This is a genomic window from Chryseobacterium gleum (genome assembly GCF_900636535.1).
Lineage (GTDB): Bacteria > Bacteroidota > Bacteroidia > Flavobacteriales > Weeksellaceae > Chryseobacterium > Chryseobacterium gleum.
The window spans coordinates 1,494,238-1,510,234 of record NZ_LR134289.1; the positions used below are offsets into that span (position 1 = coordinate 1,494,238).

At 34.6% G+C, this 15,997-nt stretch carries 18 protein-coding genes; 4 read left to right on the forward strand and 14 right to left on the reverse strand.

The window, feature by feature from the left end; genetic code table 11:
* Positions 1-6: 6 nt before the first annotated feature.
* The 13 genes from EL165_RS06830 to EL165_RS06885 all read right to left on the reverse strand — a co-directional run bounded on the left by EL165_RS06830 (position 7) and on the right by EL165_RS06885 (position 11,722).
* Positions 7-1,458, reverse strand: coding sequence for a DUF3945 domain-containing protein (locus EL165_RS06830; protein ID WP_002978406.1), 1,452 nt, complete (start codon positions 1,456-1,458; stop codon positions 7-9).
* An 85-nt stretch (positions 1,459-1,543) separates the two neighbouring features.
* Positions 1,544-1,852 (reverse strand): helix-turn-helix domain-containing protein, encoded by a 309-nt coding sequence (locus tag EL165_RS06835; RefSeq protein ID WP_002978404.1) that lies wholly within the window; start codon positions 1,850-1,852, stop codon positions 1,544-1,546.
* Positions 1,853-1,864: 12 nt separating this feature from the next.
* Positions 1,865-2,218, reverse strand: a complete 354-nt coding sequence (locus tag EL165_RS06840; protein ID WP_002978396.1) for a helix-turn-helix domain-containing protein — start codon at positions 2,216-2,218, stop codon at positions 1,865-1,867.
* A 248-nt stretch (positions 2,219-2,466) separates the two neighbouring features.
* Positions 2,467-3,312, reverse strand: a complete 846-nt coding sequence (locus tag EL165_RS06845; protein WP_002978395.1) for an RteC domain-containing protein — start codon at positions 3,310-3,312, stop codon at positions 2,467-2,469.
* Positions 3,313-3,683: 371 nt separating this feature from the next.
* Complete coding sequence (locus EL165_RS06850; protein ID WP_002978391.1) at positions 3,684-4,067, reverse strand: response regulator; 384 nt, start codon at positions 4,065-4,067, stop codon at positions 3,684-3,686.
* A 290-nt stretch (positions 4,068-4,357) separates the two neighbouring features.
* The gene (locus tag EL165_RS06855; RefSeq protein ID WP_002978389.1) at positions 4,358-5,362 is read right to left on the reverse strand and encodes an SDR family oxidoreductase; all 1,005 of its coding nucleotides are present in this window, start codon (positions 5,360-5,362) and stop codon (positions 4,358-4,360) included.
* 488 nt (positions 5,363-5,850) lie between these two features.
* Complete coding sequence (locus tag EL165_RS26470) at positions 5,851-5,985, reverse strand: hypothetical protein (RefSeq protein ID WP_002978387.1); 135 nt, start codon at positions 5,983-5,985, stop codon at positions 5,851-5,853.
* 191 nt (positions 5,986-6,176) lie between these two features.
* Positions 6,177-7,892, reverse strand: coding sequence for a serine hydrolase domain-containing protein (locus EL165_RS06860; protein WP_164720329.1), 1,716 nt, complete (start codon positions 7,890-7,892; stop codon positions 6,177-6,179).
* Between the two features lie 91 nt (positions 7,893-7,983).
* Positions 7,984-8,772 carry a hypothetical protein gene (locus EL165_RS06865; RefSeq protein ID WP_002978383.1) on the reverse strand — a complete coding sequence of 263 codons (789 nt, stop codon included), beginning with the start codon at positions 8,770-8,772 and terminating at the stop codon, positions 7,984-7,986.
* Positions 8,773-9,147: 375 nt separating this feature from the next.
* Positions 9,148-9,786, reverse strand: coding sequence for a S41 family peptidase (locus EL165_RS06870; protein WP_002978379.1), 639 nt, complete (start codon positions 9,784-9,786; stop codon positions 9,148-9,150).
* A gap of 219 nt (positions 9,787-10,005) precedes the next feature.
* Positions 10,006-10,203 carry a hypothetical protein gene (locus EL165_RS06875; protein ID WP_002978374.1) on the reverse strand — a complete coding sequence of 66 codons (198 nt, stop codon included), beginning with the start codon at positions 10,201-10,203 and terminating at the stop codon, positions 10,006-10,008.
* A 461-nt stretch (positions 10,204-10,664) separates the two neighbouring features.
* The gene (locus EL165_RS06880) at positions 10,665-11,399 is read right to left on the reverse strand and encodes a GLPGLI family protein (RefSeq protein WP_041461714.1); all 735 of its coding nucleotides are present in this window, start codon (positions 11,397-11,399) and stop codon (positions 10,665-10,667) included.
* A 41-nt stretch (positions 11,400-11,440) separates the two neighbouring features.
* Positions 11,441-11,722: a hypothetical protein gene (locus EL165_RS06885; protein ID WP_002978368.1), complete on the reverse strand. Its 282-nt coding sequence runs from the start codon at positions 11,720-11,722 to the stop codon at positions 11,441-11,443.
* 475 nt (positions 11,723-12,197) lie between these two features.
* Here EL165_RS06885 and EL165_RS06890 point away from each other — a divergent pair, with 475 nt between their 5' ends.
* The 4 genes from EL165_RS06890 (at position 12,198) to EL165_RS06905 (ending at position 15,278) form a co-directional block, all read left to right on the forward strand.
* Positions 12,198-12,878 (forward strand): DUF4253 domain-containing protein, encoded by a 681-nt coding sequence (locus tag EL165_RS06890; protein WP_002978366.1) that lies wholly within the window; start codon positions 12,198-12,200, stop codon positions 12,876-12,878.
* A 145-nt stretch (positions 12,879-13,023) separates the two neighbouring features.
* Positions 13,024-13,728 (forward strand): hypothetical protein, encoded by a 705-nt coding sequence (locus EL165_RS06895; RefSeq protein WP_002978364.1) that lies wholly within the window; start codon positions 13,024-13,026, stop codon positions 13,726-13,728.
* Positions 13,729-13,870: 142 nt separating this feature from the next.
* Positions 13,871-14,503 carry a DUF4240 domain-containing protein gene (locus EL165_RS06900; RefSeq protein WP_041461441.1) on the forward strand — a complete coding sequence of 211 codons (633 nt, stop codon included), beginning with the start codon at positions 13,871-13,873 and terminating at the stop codon, positions 14,501-14,503.
* Between the two features lies 1 nt (position 14,504).
* Entirely contained in the window at positions 14,505-15,278 is a 774-nt protein-coding gene (locus EL165_RS06905) for a hypothetical protein (RefSeq protein WP_041461440.1), read from the forward strand.
* Positions 15,279-15,354: 76 nt separating this feature from the next.
* On the opposite strand, the gene EL165_RS06910 is transcribed toward EL165_RS06905, so the two are convergent.
* Entirely contained in the window at positions 15,355-15,777 is a 423-nt protein-coding gene (locus EL165_RS06910; RefSeq protein ID WP_002978358.1) for a hypothetical protein, read from the reverse strand.
* Positions 15,778-15,997: the final 220 nt, after the last annotated feature.

Here is a 15,997-nt window from a genome sequence, read left to right on the forward strand (position 1 = left end):
ACTGTATTACATTTTTCTGCCTTTGGATTTTGCAGGCTTATTGTCCTGTTGTTCCTGCTGCTTTTCATTTTTCGGTCTTTGCTGCCCGGACTTTAAAGGCTCTTGGACGTTCTTGGTTGCTTCGTTGGTTTTGCCCTCTGAATTGACAGCAGTCTGTGTTTTATGGGCTTCGGTGGGTTTTACCCTTTCCTTATAGTGGTTAGGAAACTCAAAATTGGTCTTTCCTGTATCCTTATTGAAAGTGATATAGCCCTGATAAGGTTGCCCTTTTTTATCTTTTAATCCATCAATGTAGATAGTTTGACCTGCTTTGAAATCCTTATGTTGCTCATCGGTTAGTTCTTTACCACGGAATGTTTTCGGGGCTTCCTGTGGTTGGCTTTGTTGGGTGTTCTGTTGGTTCGTTTGCGCTTGCTGATTGTTATTGCTTCTGTCAAACAGGAACTCAACGTATCTTTTGTCAGCATTGAATTGTACCGTTGCCGAAAACTCCGTTCCCTTAGTGGAAGTCATACCCTCTAAATAGAGTGGTTTTCCCTCCATCAGCGTTTGCTTTTGTTCGTCATTCAGCTTTACGCCCTTAATTTCATCGGGAATTTTGATAAACTCCGTGCGCAATGCAATCACATCATTGGTCAGCCTGTCAATGCTGATAATGGACGGCATCAGTTCGCCCGTTTTGGAATTTACCAAATTGACGACACGCCCCATATTGCCCGTTTCGAGCAGGTTTTTCTTGTCTTCGTCCGTAAACTTGTGACCGAAAAACTCAAAATGCAGGTTAGGTTCTCTTTTGATACCGTGTATTGCCACGATAACATTGCCGTCTTCCGCTTGCTGCAAAGACAGGCGGGCATCCGTGCGGAGGATAGAACCACCGAGGTTAATTCCTATCGGTAAAAGTTCATTGGTTTTGTAACCACGTAACAAAGGGTCGAGCAGATTTCTTTTTTCAAGATACTCTTTGCTTAATCCGAGGTTTTTCATTGTGTCCCAATCAACCTGCTCCGGCTTGTAGCGGTATTCGCTTGTTTCCGTTGTTGTTTGTGCTGTTGCCATATTATTTTGATTTTCTTGTTTTTTATCCGGCTGGGGTTCTGCTTTCACTTCGTGTTCTTTCAGTACTTTTTCGCCCTGTGGAGTGGGCTTATTTAAGTGCTTTTGCAATTCCTGTGCTTTTTCAGCAGCAACAGGGGCAGGCACTTTGAAGAAAGTAAAGTTTGTAGGGTTCTTTAACTGGCTGAAAAAATTGGAAAAGAAGTTGGAAAAGAAATCGCCGCCTTTGTCCACACGCATAAACTGGTTTTGGTTTTTCTTGGTGGGGTCAACGGTTTCCATTTTACCGTTTTCATCAATACTCTTTACCGCCTGGATTTTCATTTTCTCTTTATCCAGTACGAGTAATATGTCCGAAAGCTGTTCGGGCATTTCCTGCTTATTTGCTGTTTCTTCGCTCATAGTCTGAAAATTTTAAAATTTCACGGTCGAATGTAAAGGAAGCCTTCACTGATTTGCTTTAAGTGGCACTCAAAGGCAGCATTTGTCACTTATTGGCATCCAATTTGGGCAAAGGCGGGTTAAAACTTTCCCTGATAAACTGATGCACATCGGACAGTTTGTAATACAGCTTTCCGCTGATGGTATAATAGGGTAGCTTGCCTATTGAGCGATACCGTTGCAGGGAACGGTTACTAATTTTTAGCATTTGCAATAAATCCTGATTGTCCAGTAATTCTTCGCCGTCTATGCTGTTACGCTTCTTTTGTAAATCGTCTATGTGGTTGCCGAGAATGTCAAGCCTGTCCATTATGCGTTCCATCCACGCCACAAATTCCATTTTGTCGATATTCATACGGGTACGCCTTTAATGGTTATCTGATTTCAGCTTTCTGCCTTTCTCGATATAGCTTTTGCCTTTCGCCATAAGCTGCTCCACATATTCATCGGTCGTCTGCACGGCGTTAGCGTTGAGCATTTCCTTGATAGCACCAATCGTATAGTAATACTGCCCGTACATTTTTGAAAAGGCTATCTGCCCATTGGTGCGCATACGCCACAATGTTTTTTCGCTGATGTGGAGATACTGGCAGACTTCGTGATTGTTGAGCCACAAACTATCGTAGCTTGTATCTTCCAGTTTGAGGATATATTCGCTAATGGCTTTCAACCGCTCATTGAGGTGCTTCCACACTTCTTCGTCAACTGTTATAATATTCATTGCACTGCTGTTTAATGTTCACAGGGCAAAATTCAGAAGTGTGGCAGTGTTTGTCTGCCAATGCTTACCCATTGGTTTGGCACTTTTTTGATTTTTTTTTGCAATGAGGAAAATCCTTGTTTAATAAGGGTTTTAGCGTGTTTCAGTTATTTTGTTGTAGCTTTTTGCCAACTTTTGCCAATTGGCAGATATGGACAAAAAAAGCAGTACACAAAATGTACTGCTTTGAAACACTTTTGCTGTTACGGCTAAAGGTCTTTATCCATATATTCTTCGAGGGAAATTTTGAGTTGGTCTAAAAACGCTGTCCGGGAGCCTGCCCTTGTTTTCATTCGGTGGAAAGAATGATGTATATCGTTTAAGGGAGTTCGGAATAAGATTTGAAAAATCAATGCTAATTTTCTGATACCTATTTTACCGTATGCAATAGATTTGGAAGCATACAGGGCGTAAATCAATTCAATAAGCGCATTTTGTGAATTAGTCCACGAAATGTCTTTGTGTGTATCTCCGTTCATTAAAATGGTATCGGGATTTTTTTCGGGGTTAATTTTAGTAAGCATATAGGTGTAAAGTAATTCATTCGCTATAATGTGGGCTATTTTGTTATCAAAGTATGTGGAGAAACTTAGGTCGATTTCAAACACGCCACTCTTTAACCCATCGTGGTAATTGATTTGTCCGAGCCTGAAATAAATATGGTCACGGTCTGTTCTGTCAGCACGGTAGTATCTGTAAAAATCCTCATTGCAAATGCTTTCTTTATATTCTGATTTGAGGGCTTTTAATTGGTTCTCATAATAGCTTTGATGTATTCTCCCGGTACTTACAGGACAGGTGGTTTCAATACGGAATACTTTATTGTAATAAATTAGTTTTCCTAAAATCTGCGGTTTAATGTTCTTGAAAAAATTGATTTCCTGCTGTTCATCCTTAAATCCGGTTTGTAAGACTTTCATCTTTATGGTAAATAGCATTTCCTTCAGGAATAAGGTCATTTGGTAAGCCTCGTCTGCCGTTCGCATCATTTGAGAAGACAGCTTGTCTTCCTGATGATGAATTTGCGATAATATTTTGTTCAACACGATTTCCATAGCTTAGACGTTTAGAAATTAGCACTACTTGTTTCGGAATTACATCTTTGTTGATTTGTCAAAACTTGGAAATAATCTTGGAACCAATATCACAGGTTGCCCCCATATTGGGAAAGATTTATTTTTAATTACTGTTTCTGAAAGAATTAGAAAAAACAGAAAAAGGGTTAAGTACGCTACGACTTAACCCTTTTTTTATTAAATTTGCAGTAATGATTTACAAGGTAATCAGATGAAAGCGAGTGCAGTAAGCACCATTACTAAATCGTTACCGATGGCACTTTCGGTTCTTGTAAACTACTCTTTATTAGCTACTTTAGGCTATATTAATCTTTTTTAAAAAAAAATAAGCAGTCACATAGTTGGCTCGCTTAACTGCTTTCTATTGATGAAAAAGTACTGTACATCAATATCTTTTGTTCAAACTCCTCAATATTAAACGGCTTAGAGATAAAGTCGTCCCCTCCTACTCTGGTCGTTATCTCTGAAAGATCAAAGCTGGTTCCAAGTAAAATGACTGGTATATTGTTTAGGACATAATTCCGCTTGAGACTATTACTTATTTTCATGGCATTATAACCCGAAATACAAGAATCAATTAAAATAATATCTGGAGTACATAGTGTAACTTCTTCAATAATGTCCTGCGAAGAATCTAATGAGACGATCTTAAAACCTGTCTCCTTGAGAATTTCATTCAGAAGTTCTACAAATAGAACATCGCTATCAAAAATGATTATAGTTTTATTCGACATAGGCTTTGATCTTAAGGGTTTGTGGGAGGATAGTTGAAATTTTAATAATCAACTGTATAATGCTTGAACGATAACCCGCTAAGAGGATGAATAATTAGTAGTAGGCTTACCGTAAATTTATATGAACTAAATGGATAAAGATTGATCTTTATCCATTTAGCAATCAATAATTATATTATATGTATTAAAATAAGCGCGCTTTACGTTGTAAAACGCACTTAGTATTGTTTTCAGTTCCTGTAAAGGGATGATTTTTCCGAAAAGAATCCTTTTTTATTTGTAGGCCAACATTATGGTTGTCCTTTACCACCGGATGCTCCATATATCTGTCCTGTCGCAAAACTGGCATCATCAGCGGCTAACTGAACAAATATAGAAGCTAGTTCTGCAGGCTGTCCTGGTCTTCCGAGTGGTGTATCACCGCCAAATTTTTCCAGGTTTTCCTGTGTCTGGCCTCCGCTTACCTGAAGAGGTGTCCAGATAGGTCCGGGTGCAACACCATTGACTCTTATGCCTTTCGGTCCCAACTGCTTGGCAAGAGATTTTACATAGTTGGTCGTTGCTGCTTTGGTTTGTGCATAATCATAAAGATCAGCAGAGGGATCATAGGCCTGAATGGAGGACAATCCTATAATAGAAGACCCAGGCTTCATATGAGGAAGAGCAGCCTTTGTGATCCAAAAAGGTGCATAGATATTTGTTTTCATAGTCCAGTCGAAGTCATCGGAACTAAGATCGAGTATAGATTCATTGGCTTTCTGATGTCCTGCATTATTGATCAGAATATCCAGACCTCCGAGTTGCTGCACAGCCTGGCTAACCAATTGTTTGCAGAAGGCTTCGCTACGAATATCTCCTGGAATGGCTATACCTTTACGGCCTTCCTTTTTGATAAGTTCGATCACCTGCTTAGCATCTTCCTCTTCAGCAGGTAGGTAATTAATGGCTACATCTGCTCCTTCTCTTGCATAAGCAATGGCAGCAGCCCGACCAATACCGGAATCACCGCCAGTAATCAATGCTTTTCTTCCTTGTAGTCTTCCTGAACCTACATAGCTCTTCTCTCCATGGTCCGGCACCGGTGTCATTTTGCCTGCCAAACCAGGAAAAGGTTGCGACTGCTTATTAAAAGGTGGTTTGGGATATTTGTTTCGCGGGTCAGTAAGCTCCTTTGCATTCGCTTTACCTGTATTGCTGTTCTGTGACTGCGCTAAAGCGCCCGGAGCAACCGCTGCTATGGCAACGGTTGCAGCTATCTTTCCGATAGCATCTCTCCTTGTTATTTTACTTTCCATATCAATATGATTATTTGGTGTTTTAGAATTCTGTAATTTGTAAAATGGGTACTATATGTAAAATTAGTAGACTACTCAACAAAGGTTTTATGATACAAATCATAATTCAATGACTCTCTTAAGGATTGAAGTTAAAATCTATCTGGCAACAGTTCAAACAAATCAGTGGTAATATATTTTAATTAGATGGAAAGCGCAAGTAACTTTTTCCTAGCAAAATGCTGCCGGTAAATCCTGAAATATATTTGTGATATAAATGATAATTGTTTTTAGGATGCTTTGCCTGGTAATATTAACAATGTTAAAGAGCACCGAAAAGTAAGAAAGAGTGTGATTGATTAGTAGCACTGTCACTTTAGTGATTAATTATGAATAGCTGCTCTGACCAGCGGCTATTTTCACTCACAGGGGTATATCTTTTCTGATTGATTTACGGATCTATTGTTTTCGGAATCCCGATATTTTCATTTTTAGAAAATGGTCCAGGGCTAAGTTTTTGTTGCAATAACAAGAGCTTTCAGCGTTGGAGATAATGTTGTATTTTCAATCATTGTGCGCTCGAAAAAACCAGCTGAGATCTGCCTTTCAAGTTCGCGCATAGTATAATTTTCCTTGATGCTCATCTTTAATTAAAACTCATGTTCCTCATCAGTTTTGCAACGTGAGAAGATTGTGTGGTAATGTGTCCAGCTCAGTTGTGTTGAAATAGTGTTTCTTATATCTTGTATTTCGAATTGTGTCCCCAGCGAGGACACAATTTTATCAGATTAATTATTAATCTATGTATACCGATGCAATGTTAGATGTTGATATTTCATCTGTCCTTTCTAAATGTCAAACCCGCAAAGTCAACCACTTTTTGATCATCTTTTTCAGAGAAGATAACAGTAAATCCTCCGAAACCCGCATTTATGCCACACGTAACAGCATAGTTGGGTGTTATTACACGTAAAGGTATATGCCTTACACTACCAAATGTTGTAAGCTTCATCATCAAAACGTTGCCTTCCGATATATAAATTTCAACTTCTTTGAATTTTGTATCCCCAATCAGCATTTGATATCCGAAATGCCTGTATCTTCCTATTACTTTCTCCCACACAGAGCGATCAATGTTTTTGAGTTTTAGTCCGGATTCGTACTCACGATTGCCAATTCTTTGAAATAAAAAATTTTCGTTATTAACTTTCTTAAAAACAAATCTTTTGTTTCCTCTTTCCACTAGGCTATCATTTGGAAATATTTCAACAGGCAGAAATTCATCCCTGAATAAAGGAGTGAGAAAATATTGTTTTTCCCCATCAATAAGTTTGAGGCGGTCTTTTTCCAAAATGACCTTTATATAACCTTCTTCTTGAGCATAATTACCTAAATATCTTTTCAGGCTGTGCCGGGATAATCTGACCGGAGTTGAAGAACTATGAATTTTTCCGGTTATTGGAGCAGGAAACAGGTCGCTAATACTCAATTGGTACTTGTTCAGGAAATTGAAACAAAATTCTTCTGCAATTGAACCACCTTCTGCTGAGTTTGTCATTACAATTACCGCAAATTTGCTCTTGGGAATTAATAAGAGTTTTGCGTGTGCAAATCCGGCACTTCCTGCGTGATAGACAGCAAAATTGGAATCATTTTTAAACATAAACCAGCCTAAGCCTTTTTTATTACTTTCAATAGGTACATTTTGGTTTTGCAGTGAAAACATTTCACGAATAGTTGGGGAATCAATTATCGAAGAGCTTTCTCCATTATAGGCTTTCATCAGTCCAATCGTATATTTGGAAAAGTCATTGATGTTGGTATAAATTCCGCCGGACGCAATATCCCGCAATTCATATTCTTCCACTTCATTTCCACCCAGATAGATCTTCGAACGATATTGCAAACGATCCATTGCAAATCCGGATTGGCTCATGCCAAGTGGAGCAAGAATATTTTGATGAACATAGTCCGCATAATCTTGTTTGCTTATTGCTTTCACCAAACTTCCTAAAATATTATAACCTGCATTTGAATATAGGCCTACCATACCTGGCGGATAGGTAATATAGGTATCATTGATGTAACCTAATACGTCGGTGTACTTTCCGGATCGCAGATCTGAATTCTTCCAGATGTCGGGTTGAATACCTGATGTGTGGGTAAGAATGGATTTTACTGTAATATCCTTTATGTCAATATTTTTTGTTTTAGGTCTGAAATCCCTCAGATAGCTGTTTAATGGATCGTTTATATTTAATAATCCTTTTTGCTGAAGTTGCATCACACTTAACGAAGTAAATGTTTTGGTTATTGAGCCCATATTGACAACCGTATTGGTTGTCATGGGTACTTTGTTCAATTTGTCTGCGTATCCAAATCCGTTGGACCAGATCACTGAATCATTGACGATAATGGCAGCACTTATACCAACTATGTTTTTGTTTTGCTGTAGATTCTTATTAAAGAAATCTTCAGATGATTGCACGAGTTCCCTAGTACTGACGCTGCTATCTGTCTGTGCTTCAGTCTTTGAAAAAATAAAAAACACAAAAAGTATAATTGATGATCTACTTAATTTTTTGAATGGCATCTTTATTCAGGTTTCGGCGGTTTTACAATAACCTTGTTAGCTACAGGCTTTATTTATTTTCAATTTTTTCCAAGCTGATTATAATTTTTTCATCTTTAGGAAGTAAATATTGTAAACGAACAAATCCCAATTGTTCATTGAAATACGATATTAAAAAACTTTTTCCAATTTTTGAGGAACAACTCGATTTTGTCTCAATTGTATTTATGGTACCTAATGGTAATATGATCTTTTTATCTTTTAACGTGTTTTCATAAACACATTTCAGGTTCAATTCACCTTTCCAGGTAATGTCTTTTAATTCTTTCCAATGTTCACCAATTTCTAAATTCCACTTGTATTTTTTAGATTCATTAGGTTTTACGTAAGGAAATGGTGCAAATTGTAATATTTGGAAAGCATTCATTCGGAACGGATGCAACCAGACATTTGTACTATTTTCTATAACACCGGTAAGCTCACTAGTTATTGTTTTTTTATCAGAATTTAAATGAGATAAAATAATTTCCGTTTGGCTATAATCCGGATGGTCTTGGAATATCGGACCTTTTGTTTTCAGTGCTTTGATACTCAATAGATCAATTGCTTTATCATCTTTTGAATTATATTTTATTAATGAAAAAATACTGTCATTGTCAATTTTATATTTCAATGTGTCATTTCCTTTAACTATGTGATAAGTATAAAAGTATTCTCTATTGGATAAATATATTTTATTATCATAATTATAAGGATTTTCATTTTTATTATTTTGTGGATTCTCAACGAAAATACCTTTAGATAAAATGCAGGAATTCAGTAACAGTATTAGACTCAAAAAGCTGATCGATCTTATCATTTCAGATGTGTATAGTTTGTATTAGCTTGCAGATAATAATGGAAAAGAAATTGGCGAAGTGCCTGAAGGATACTTCAGATGATCAGTCAAATCAAAATTATTATTATTCTCATAACTATTTGTTTTTAAAGGTTTCAAATTCAAATATAGTTATTTAAAAAAGCCGAATATGGAAAAAATGCACTAACAGGTACGAAATTACCCATCGTCAATTTTTTGCTTAGTTAACTATCTTTAGCGTAATGCTTGTTACAAGAAAAATGCAGACCATTTCTGTGCAGAACCATTCGAGCAAAACATTTTCAATACTTTGTCCGTCCGACAGCGAGTCGAAATTTAAGAATACTAGGAGTCGAATGCTAATTCATACGATTGTTATCTTATAGCTGTTGTTGAATCTGTTTGTATTTTATCCAGATTCTTTTCGAAATAATCTTTTACTTTTTTGTTAGTAGTGCTTTTACCAAGTTCTTGCAGTGCAAAAATTTGTGTTTGCAGTAATACATCCTTTTCTAAAATTTCGATATCAGGTGTTACGCCCGTTCCTTCCCAATTTGTTTTTGTTACAGGATTAATAGGCCTGCAGTTAGGAATAAAAGCAACAAATGGTCCTTTAATTTTAACCTCATCGCTAGGATTCGCGCCACCTGCCGAAATTTTGCCGAATACGGTTGCTCTTTTTAATACCCGCAGATCATAGGTAAATTCCTCACCAGCTGAAAATGTTTTATCATCAATGATGATGTATAATGGTTTGTTTAAATACCGTTTTGCCGGCACATATGGCAAGGTCCAATATTGTACACTTTTATTACCTTCTCTCCAATACAAATCGTTTAAATGTACAGGATTAGAATCGAAAAAATGACTTGCCAGGAACTGTACCATTTCCGGTTCGCCGCCGTGATTTGCCCTAAGGTCGATGATTAATGCATCAGTGTTTGCTAAATAATTAATTGCGGCAGTTGCTATAGGGGCAGCATCATCAACAGGAAAAAATGCATCTATTTTCATATCCGATATTTCCCTCCAGTATATCAATTTTCGTAAATCCAAAATTTTTCTGAATTCTAAATCGTCGGACCTTTTCTACCTTCTCTTTTTCAGCCTCCATCAATGTTTGTGACCGATTGTAATCCTCTTCATGGTAAGATACTCTCAAATATTTATCGTGAGTAATCGAAAGAAGTTGATTGGTTAAAGTTTCTGCAAAGGTTTTAGCATCGTTAATTTTTAAATAGTAGCCTTTCTTTTTGCATGCTTGAGTGTATTTTCAACTTTGACGGCGACCTCAGGAAAAACATAATAATCATTTAGCTTTTGAAAAAGCGAACCCAGAACTTCACTTTTTGCCTGTTCGCTAATCAATATTTTTGCCTGCTCATCCGATTGTTGAGCTTGTATATTTTGAGCAAATAATAAAAATATCAAAAAAAACAAGATAGTTATATTTCATATTAAAAGTGTCGTTTTGTTTTTTAGATCTATATACATTTACATAAAGTGTTGAGTATAAAATAAAACTTGACATTAAAGATTCATTTCTTATCAGCCTCAATATCGGTGTAGGTAAAAATGCTAGGTTTTTGTTGAAGCTTAACCTTCGTTTCGTTATCTTTTTCAAAGACACTACGATTTTAAGAATCATGAAACTAACAGTAAGTGTGACCTGTCATCAATTCATTTACAGCTTCTGTAGAAAAGAAATAATAGAAAGTAATTACAACCAATATGTCGGTTTATTTATATTTGAGTCATATAACCTTCAGAAAAAAAAATTTTTAGCCCAACGGGATTATACAAAGGTAACCGTAAAAATAGTAGTAATCGTAAAAACCATTAATATAGAAAAATAAAAGGCACTTTTACAGTGCCTTTTTACAATTATACTACTAATGAGAGTACAGTAGCTCCCATTCAAATGATTTTTCCAAACCAAGTCTCTTTTTTGATATTCCGTTATCCAGTCTTGTACCCTGTGGCATCTTACTTAAAATGTCTGACATTTCTTTATTTTGTGATCCTTCTTTCATATCTATAAATTCCTTCATAGTCATTTTGGGATAACTGCTTAGCTTAGGGGTAAAATTAATGGTTGGATCGACTGATAATTCCACTTTTTCAGCCTTCCATATATTGAAATTTTTATTGTCCTCTCTGATATCTAATATTACTCCTGGCAAGCCAAAGAATTTAAAAGGCCCTGCCGAATATGGTAATTCTTTGGTAAAATACGCTGTGACCTCCGATCCTCTAAAATTGGCGGTTGCCTTTATGCAATCATATCCAAGAATCTTTTTTGTTTTTGTTTCGTCGATCTTCCATACTGGTTTAGCAACATTATCATGAATAAAATACTTTGTATCTCTGTCTAAGCCTGTAAAAAAGAAATCTTTTGTTTTGCCGTTGTCTTTAAGTTTTGAAATAAAATAGTTTTTACTTACCGGCTTTCCTGTCTGCTTAACTGCCGAAGTAGTACCTCCCGAATTAAAATTAATAATAGAATCCTGAATGGATATAACATCATTATCTTTCACATAGAGGTCTTCGTACAAAGTCGCAATAGGTGATCTGACATGATGATATTTTACATGGACTTGCTGTGCAAGTCCATGTAAAAAAAACATTACGAAAAAAATCGTAAAAGCTATTTTTTTTAAATTCATAACTATTCAGCCGTAACAGTATAGCCTGCCTGCGATAAATTCCATTTGACAATAGTTTGAAATACTTGACAAGATGAAAGCGTTGGAGCATCAGTTACGAACCATTGAGAGCCTGTCCAGTTCCCTTCACTATCATAAAAATTAACGTTGACTCCGCAAAGCTGAAAAGAAGTTTTAGTTTTTTCAATTTTTTCAACTTGTTTCTCTGAAATTTTTAAGTCAGCTGTTTTGGCACTTACTAACCCAGCTACTCCGAAGGCAGCTAATAAAATTGCTTTTTTCATAATTATTTATTTTTTTGATCGATCAAAAGTATTGATGAAAAAGGCTTGAAAATTTATATTTTAATATTTTGAATTTATATAATTTTAAGATTTCTAGATATGGTTGAGTTCATGTAACATTTAAAGTTCAATTTTATCTGCGTTGTTTTAGTACTGGAGATAAGATAGATTTAGGATTATAGTTGCTATTAGAAAACCTATTGATAGGCTTTTAAGTAATTGTGGTATTACTATGACATTGAACCTTGTATCACTTATCTTAAAATATGTTTGTTCTTTTTTTCCTTATTATTAAACATTGATATAATAAATTCTCAAAAACAACACTAAAAAGTGAAGTGTTAAAAAATTTTTATAACTAATATAATTTTTCGTAAATTTCTTGCTATAAAAGATAAATATTCATTATAAACTTTGCTTTTTTGCAATATTTGATGAACATGAATTCATTATCAATAGATAATATAAAACACAAATGAAAAGTATCATTATTAACTTATTATGTCTTTTAGTATTTGTTTCTTGTGAGAAGACCAAGAATCTTAATGCTAATGAGATAAAGCTCACCCAAGAAATCAATTTAGACCAAGGAACTGCGGAAAAAATTAAAGGATTGTCAATGGGTGTTTTTGAAGTGGCAAAAGGGAATAAAGACAGGGAGATTCTTTTTGAGTATTTTCGAAATCTCAAAAATTACTCAAAAAATTTACCGGCGGCAATAATAATTAGGGCAAAAGCTGAAAATGCAGATCTAATTGTCAAAAAATTCGCACGGGAACTGAAAGATAAGAAATTGATTGTTTACAAATCCGCAGAAAATTACGGTAATGAAGATGATATAATTACTATTCTCCAATCTAATAATAAGTTGGAACCATTGCTCTTTGAAGCAACAAATGGCGTAAACTATGATATTGACACCCAAATGATAATCAATAAATTAAAAGATTGGGATTCCAAATACGGGATTGAGCTGGAGGCAGTCGGCCCTGATTTTGTTTCTGGGAAGTTTAAAAATAAACCCGCAAACATTCCGAAATTTGCAAAAGAAGTCTATGATTTTTGTCCCGACATCGTAGACCAAGGTGTTGGAAGTATAGAGGAATTGGAGAAATCACTTGCAGATTCTAATGAATTTTTCCTTTGGTGGGACTAGTGTGTATCATTTCAAAGCAACAATTAAAAGAATCCTCATATTTTATTCAAATCCGCAATTTTTAGTGTCGATAAGTATTATCTATTTTGAAATTAAGATTTAAAGTTCTAATTCTTTCCCTATAAATTCTCAAGTAATAAACAAAATGAAAAAAATTCATTACCTAATTTTCAGCTTTTTTGCACTTGGATGCAATTCAAAATTAGAAAACAGTAATTCCATCGCCGTAAAACCTACTATAAATATAAAAAAAAGAAAATCCAACGGGACAGAAATCGTTAATAAACTGGAAAAACTCAATTTCTTTAATCTGACAGAAAAGTCTGACCTTAATGATGAAAAAGAGGAATTAGCCCGAGCTTATAATGAGAATAATTTTTTTGAAGGTGCACTCCGAGGAGAGACACTGGAATTTCTGGATAACCGTTTTTATTTTATTGATAGTGAAGAACTCTTTAAAGTTGGAGGCTTGATAAATTACTTGAAAACTGTAAAACCTGTCTTTGAGAAACTGGGCTTGAAATTAAATTATTCCAATGAAAAAAGCTTTCAAAATGAAAAGCATTGGAGACATACAATAGAATTGAACAGCAGAGAATATATTGCTTTTGACAATAATTTTAGTAAGCAGGATTGGAACATTGCTTACGTCATGTTTATCGAGATGTTGAACGAAGAATTAGAAATACAGAATAGTGAAGAAAGATTTTACCCTATATCATCCCAAAATGATGGAAGAATGGTATTGCTCACCAAAAAGCAATTCGAGTTCATAAAAGAAAATTATCCCAATGACAAGGAGCACCCTAAAGAATTGGCAGTTTGGAAAAAAGAAAATAATCTTTATTGATAAATCTCAGCTTAACACACATTTTAATTGTAAAAAAACTATGAATTTAATTTAAACTAATAATTACATGATCAAGTCTGCATTTACATTACTAATACTATTTGTATTAAATATATCTTGTACTAATTCAAATAATAATGATATGAAATTTTTGAAGAATTTATTCGGAAAAAACGAAAAGTCTGAGCCTGTAATAACGCCAAATGCTTATAGTTTAAGACTTGAAAAAACAGCGGAAATGCTTGATGAAAATTTATTTTGGAAGATTGTAGATTCATCCGTTAAAAATTCATCGAATCAAAATGAACAAGAAAAATATCTGGTTTCGGAGATATCAAAACTTACTCCAAAACAAATGGTAGGTTTCAGATTAAGAACCGATAAACTTCTTTATGATACCTATACCTCGGAAATGTGGTGTGCAGCTTACATTATGAACGATGGATGTTCCGATGATGGTTTTGAGTACTTTAGGAATTGGGTAATTTCACGTGGTAGAGACGTCTATTACAAAGCAAAAGAAAATCCGGACACTTTGATTTCCCAAAAAGATCATGGTGATGAAGGTATGTTCGAATTTGAACTTTTCTGGTATGTAGCTCTTAAAGCGTTTAAGAATACAACAGGCAAAGAACTGTACGATTATATAGACGAAAATAATTTCCGGACAAAGGAAGGAAATTATCCTCAATTTGAGTTCAATTGGCAAGAAGGAAATCTGGAAAGCAGGAAAAAACTATGCCCGAATCTATACGCTGAATTTGAAAATAGATAACATGAAGGGATTATCATTTAAATTAATATACACAATTATTTTAAGCTTTTGCTTTTTCATTTTAAAATCTCAAACAAAAGAAAATACTATGAAACAAGATTGGATACTGTTTACCAGAGATTTTGATTTTTCAGAATCCTTTAAGTCTGAGTTATCGATCCAGCTTGAAGAGAAATTATACAAGTTAAATAATTTGGATAAAAATCTGAAAAATCCAATCAAGCTTATAATCGGAATGGAAGATTTAAATCAAAGTATATCAGACGGATATATTTATATTCCTGCACATGTCTACATTCATGATGCTGATAAAATATATCCGATTACAATTTGCTGGAAATCCTCAGATTTCAATGATTTGAAAGCGATTCAAAAAAGTAATCTTGAGGGTAAAAAAGTAGACTTCGAATGGTGTAAAGATTTTCCCTTCGATGAGTTAAAAAAAACACTAAGCCAAGAAAAAAAATATGAAAAAATAAACAATCTGAGTTACATCATTATCCCTAAGTATTATCCTGATTTAGTTATCAATTTTAATATTAAGAGACCATTATTTCAAAACGAAAAAGAAATCATTGAAAATATCTTTAAGAAAAATAAGAATGTTTACGTTTCTAACCTTATTGATGATTCAATCATGCTCGATTTTCAAGTTGATTCAATGAATTTTAAAGAAGAGGATTTTTATAAAGATATGGAATATCTCAAAACTTCAATCAAAGAGATATCAGAACAAGAGTTCTCGAATCAGATAGAAAACGTTGAAATAAGATAGTTATTTACATACAATAATATTATGGCTCTGTGGATACTTCTAATCGAAATTGGTCAGAAAGCCGGCCTATAAAAATTCAATTTTTGTCTTCCAAGATTTCAATACAAATCAACACTCCTTCCGTATAACTATATCCATATCCGAACCCATAGCTTCCACCCCCACTTACTTTTTCTGTATCAGATAAAAGCCGAGGTGAACTCGAAATACCTTGTGAACTATATTGATAATTGTAGCGACCTGATGTAATTGGAGAAATTGAGATAATTCTGACATTTTTAGAAGACCACTTTTCCACTTCGCTGTTTATATCATTAGACAATCGCTCTCCATCAATTTCCGAATCTGACCAACCAACAACTTTTTCTGATACGATTCTTTTTGTGATTGGCTTTTCAGCTCCTAACCAATTTCGTTTTGTTTCTCCGGTGGGAATATTTTCACTGACATTTTGCAGAATAGGCTTAAAATATGCTGGAATAAAAATGGTCTTTATCATTAGTTTTTTTAAATTATAGTTACTAACATAAAAATACGTAATAATGATTAAAAATCAAAGAAGTAAAGCTCTTTACCTTCATAAAAAAAGTCCCCAACTCATCCGGGGACTAAAAACTAATAACCATGAAAACTCAATTATAGATGAGATTCAATACAAATATATATATCTTGTTTTATAACGGAAAATATTTAAGAAAATTTAAGATTAATATTACGGA

Bases quoted from the DNA above. Each gene is read 5' to 3' on its own strand.
- EL165_RS06895 (WP_002978364.1), top strand. From the start codon at position 13,024: ATGAAAAAAATTCATTACCTAATTTTCAGCTTTTTTGCACTTGGATGC.
- EL165_RS06870 (WP_002978379.1), bottom strand. From the start codon at position 9,786: ATGAAAATAGATGCATTTTTTCCTGTTGATGATGCTGCCCCTATAGCA.
- EL165_RS06855 (WP_002978389.1), bottom strand. From the start codon at position 5,362: ATGGAAAGTAAAATAACAAGGAGAGATGCTATCGGAAAGATAGCTGCA.
- EL165_RS06845 (WP_002978395.1), bottom strand. From the start codon at position 3,312: ATGGAAATCGTGTTGAACAAAATATTATCGCAAATTCATCATCAGGAA.
- EL165_RS06850 (WP_002978391.1), bottom strand. From the start codon at position 4,067: ATGTCGAATAAAACTATAATCATTTTTGATAGCGATGTTCTATTTGTA.
- EL165_RS06840 (WP_002978396.1), bottom strand. From the start codon at position 2,218: ATGAATATTATAACAGTTGACGAAGAAGTGTGGAAGCACCTCAATGAG.
- EL165_RS06880 (WP_041461714.1), bottom strand. From the start codon at position 11,399: ATGTTTTTTTTACATGGACTTGCACAGCAAGTCCATGTAAAATATCAT.
- EL165_RS06910 (WP_002978358.1), bottom strand. From the start codon at position 15,777: ATGATAAAGACCATTTTTATTCCAGCATATTTTAAGCCTATTCTGCAA.
- EL165_RS06830 (WP_002978406.1), bottom strand. From the start codon at position 1,458: ATGAGCGAAGAAACAGCAAATAAGCAGGAAATGCCCGAACAGCTTTCG.
- EL165_RS06865 (WP_002978383.1), bottom strand. From the start codon at position 8,772: ATGATAAGATCGATCAGCTTTTTGAGTCTAATACTGTTACTGAATTCC.
- EL165_RS26470 (WP_002978387.1), bottom strand. From the start codon at position 5,985: ATGAGCATCAAGGAAAATTATACTATGCGCGAACTTGAAAGGCAGATC.
- EL165_RS06905 (WP_041461440.1), top strand. From the start codon at position 14,505: ATGAAGGGATTATCATTTAAATTAATATACACAATTATTTTAAGCTTT.
- EL165_RS06900 (WP_041461441.1), top strand. From the start codon at position 13,871: ATGAAATTTTTGAAGAATTTATTCGGAAAAAACGAAAAGTCTGAGCCT.
- EL165_RS06890 (WP_002978366.1), top strand. From the start codon at position 12,198: ATGAAAAGTATCATTATTAACTTATTATGTCTTTTAGTATTTGTTTCT.
- EL165_RS06835 (WP_002978404.1), bottom strand. From the start codon at position 1,852: ATGAATATCGACAAAATGGAATTTGTGGCGTGGATGGAACGCATAATG.
- EL165_RS06885 (WP_002978368.1), bottom strand. From the start codon at position 11,722: ATGAAAAAAGCAATTTTATTAGCTGCCTTCGGAGTAGCTGGGTTAGTA.